Raw genomic sequence first — 2,358 nt, 5'->3', positions numbered from 1 at the left:
GGACGCTCGGCCGCGAGGGGGTGGCGGACCTCGTGGGGCGCTGCTGTTCGCTGGCATCGCGGATGGCCGGGCGGCTGGTCGAGGCGGACGGCGTGCAGATCCTCAACGAGGTGGTGCTCAACCAGGTGCTGGTCCGGTTCACGCCGGAGGACGGCTCGGACCCGGACGACTTCACCCGCGAGGTGGTGCGCCGGGTGCAGGAGGACGGAACACTCTGGCTCTCGGGGACCACGTGGCACGGCAGGGCCGCCATGCGGATAAGCGTCAGCAACTGGTCCACCACGGAAGAAGACGCCGACCGCTCCGTGGAGGCGATCCTGCGCTGCGCCGATAGCCTCTGACGCCGACCGGAGTGCCGGATAACTCGGCAAGCCGCCGGCATTGCAGGGCAGGCCCGGATGGCCGGGGCACTCCGCGAGTCGCAAAAGGAGTGGCGCCGGTACCCACTGAGCCGGTGCGCCGTCGTCGTGCGGTGAATCCACTGGGCTTGCGGAAGCGTCCGGCGAGTTGGTCTTAGGTAGGCTGGAAGGACATACACACCGCCATCAAGACGGGAGCGCATCATGAAGATCAGCGTCGGACAGCTTAACCCCAGCGGGGACGTGACCGAGAACCTCCAGACGGTGCGCTCGCTCGCGGAAGAAGCCAAGGCCGACGGCGCCGAGCTGGTCGTGTTTCCCGAGGAATCGATGTTCACCGTGCGCCACGTCGAGGGCGACCTGGCCGCGGCCGTGGACGCCAACTGGACCAAGTTCGTGCAGCAGCTGTCCTTCATCGCCGCCGAAGTCGGCATCGCGATCATCGCCGGCGGCTACGAATCCAGCGGCGAGGAACGGCCGTACAACACGCTGGTGATCGTCGACGCCACCGGCCGGATTGTCGACACTTACCGCAAGCTTCACCTCTACGACGCGTTCTCGTACCAGGAGTCCAAGCGGATCAAGCCCGGCGACGGCGGCCTGAAGATCGTGCAGCTGGGCGACCTGAACTTCGGGGTGCTTACCTGCTACGACCTCCGCTTCCCCGAGCTCGCCCGCGCGCTGGCATCGGAGGGCGCCGACGTACTCTGCGTTCCGGCCGCCTGGTTCAAGGGTGACCACAAGATCGACCACTGGGAAACGCTGCTGCGCGCCCGTGCCATCGAGAACACCTGCTGGGTGGCCGCGGCCGGCACGTCGAGCACCAACACCGTGGGCCATTCGGCGATCCTGGACCCGATGGGCATCCCGAAGGGCTTCCTGGACGACGAACTCCGCGGCGTGGTCACCGTTGACGTGACCAGGCGCCGGATCGACGAGGTGCGCGAGTTTTTGCCGGTGCTGAAAAACCGGCGGCTCACCAACACGGTGGAGATCGTCTCGGCGCACTGATGCTGCGGCGGCCGGGCGGCGGCCGGGAGGGGCGGCCGGGGGCGGTCAAAAATATTTTCGAGAAAGTTTTCACCCAACCCGTAACTTTTCCGTATCCGGCCGCGATTACGTAGATGAGGAAGCCGCGCCAGAGCTTAACCCCCCAACAAGCTGTGGCGCGGCTTCTGTCATCCCGGTGGTCGGGGATGTGTTGACGCCGGTGGGCCTCGGGGCTCCTGGGCCCGAACAGAGTCCAGGCCCCGGATTACTCCGAAGCCTGGACTCTATTGGTTGAGGCGGTTATTTACCGTCCGGTTCGAAAGGACCAGCTGGTGGCCGACAGCCGGTTGCCCGAGGCATCCTTGATGCTGCTGCTCAGCTGAACCTTGTAGCTCGCATTGGCCTTCAGGTTGCTCGACGGGTTCAGGGTTGCCGTCTTGGTGCTCGAGTTGTAGCTGATCCTGGCCGAAACGGTCTTGCCCTTGCTGTCGACCAGCTTGAAGCTGGTCCCGCTGACTCCGGAGACAGCCTCGCTGAACTTCACGTACACGTTGCCGCTCCGGCTGACCGACGTGGCTCCGGCTGCCGGCGTCCGCTTGGACACCGTGGGGCGGCTTTCCGTCGTGAAGCTCCAGCTGGAGGCCGCCAGGCGGTTGCCGTTGACGTCCGTGATGCCGTTGCTGAGGCTCACCGTGAAGCGGGTGCTGCTCGGCAAAATCGCCTTGGGAGTCACGGTGACCGTGCGCTTCGCAGAGTTGTAGCTGACCGTCGCCGGTACAACCGCGCCTGCGGCGGTCTTCAGCGTCACCGTGCTGGCGCTGACGCCCCGGACTGGTTCGCTGAACGTCACCGTCAGGTTCCCATTGGTGGCCACGTTGGTGCCGTTCACCGCCGGGGTCCGTCCGGCGATGGCCGGCGCGGCTTCGGTGGTGAAGCTCCATGTGGTGGCCGTGATCGGGTTACCCGAAAGGTCCCGGATGCCGCCGGTCAGCTGCACGGTGTAGGTGCG

2 protein-coding genes and 1 pseudogene are annotated in these 2,358 nt (G+C 66.1%); 2 read left to right on the top strand and 1 reads right to left on the bottom strand.

Annotation, left to right across the window (positions count from 1 at the left end; translation table 11 throughout):
- Both AC5RUJ_RS14810 and AC5RUJ_RS14805 read left to right on the top strand, forming a co-directional pair.
- A pseudogene (locus tag AC5RUJ_RS14810) lies at window positions 1-341 on the top strand (aspartate aminotransferase family protein); the annotation flags it as partial.
- Window positions 342-563: 222 nt separating this feature from the next.
- Window positions 564-1,370: a carbon-nitrogen hydrolase family protein gene (locus tag AC5RUJ_RS14805; protein WP_494023864.1), complete on the top strand. Its 807-nt coding sequence runs from the start codon at window positions 564-566 to the stop codon at window positions 1,368-1,370.
- A gap of 283 nt (window positions 1,371-1,653) precedes the next feature.
- Here AC5RUJ_RS14805 and AC5RUJ_RS14800 read toward each other — a convergent pair.
- On the bottom strand, window positions 1,654-2,358 hold a 705-nt coding region (locus tag AC5RUJ_RS14800), incomplete at its 5' end, for an Ig-like domain-containing domain (RefSeq protein WP_494128916.1).

The sequence above is a fragment of the Arthrobacter sp. Y3223164 genome, assembly GCF_059091005.1.
This window is presented reverse-complemented; position numbering and strand designations above follow the sequence as displayed.

What these genes read in the sequence shown, in the direction of transcription:
- AC5RUJ_RS14805 (WP_494023864.1), top strand. Translation starts at nt 564, where the DNA reads ATGAAGATCAGCGTCGGACAGCTTAACCCCAGCGGGGACGTGACCGAG.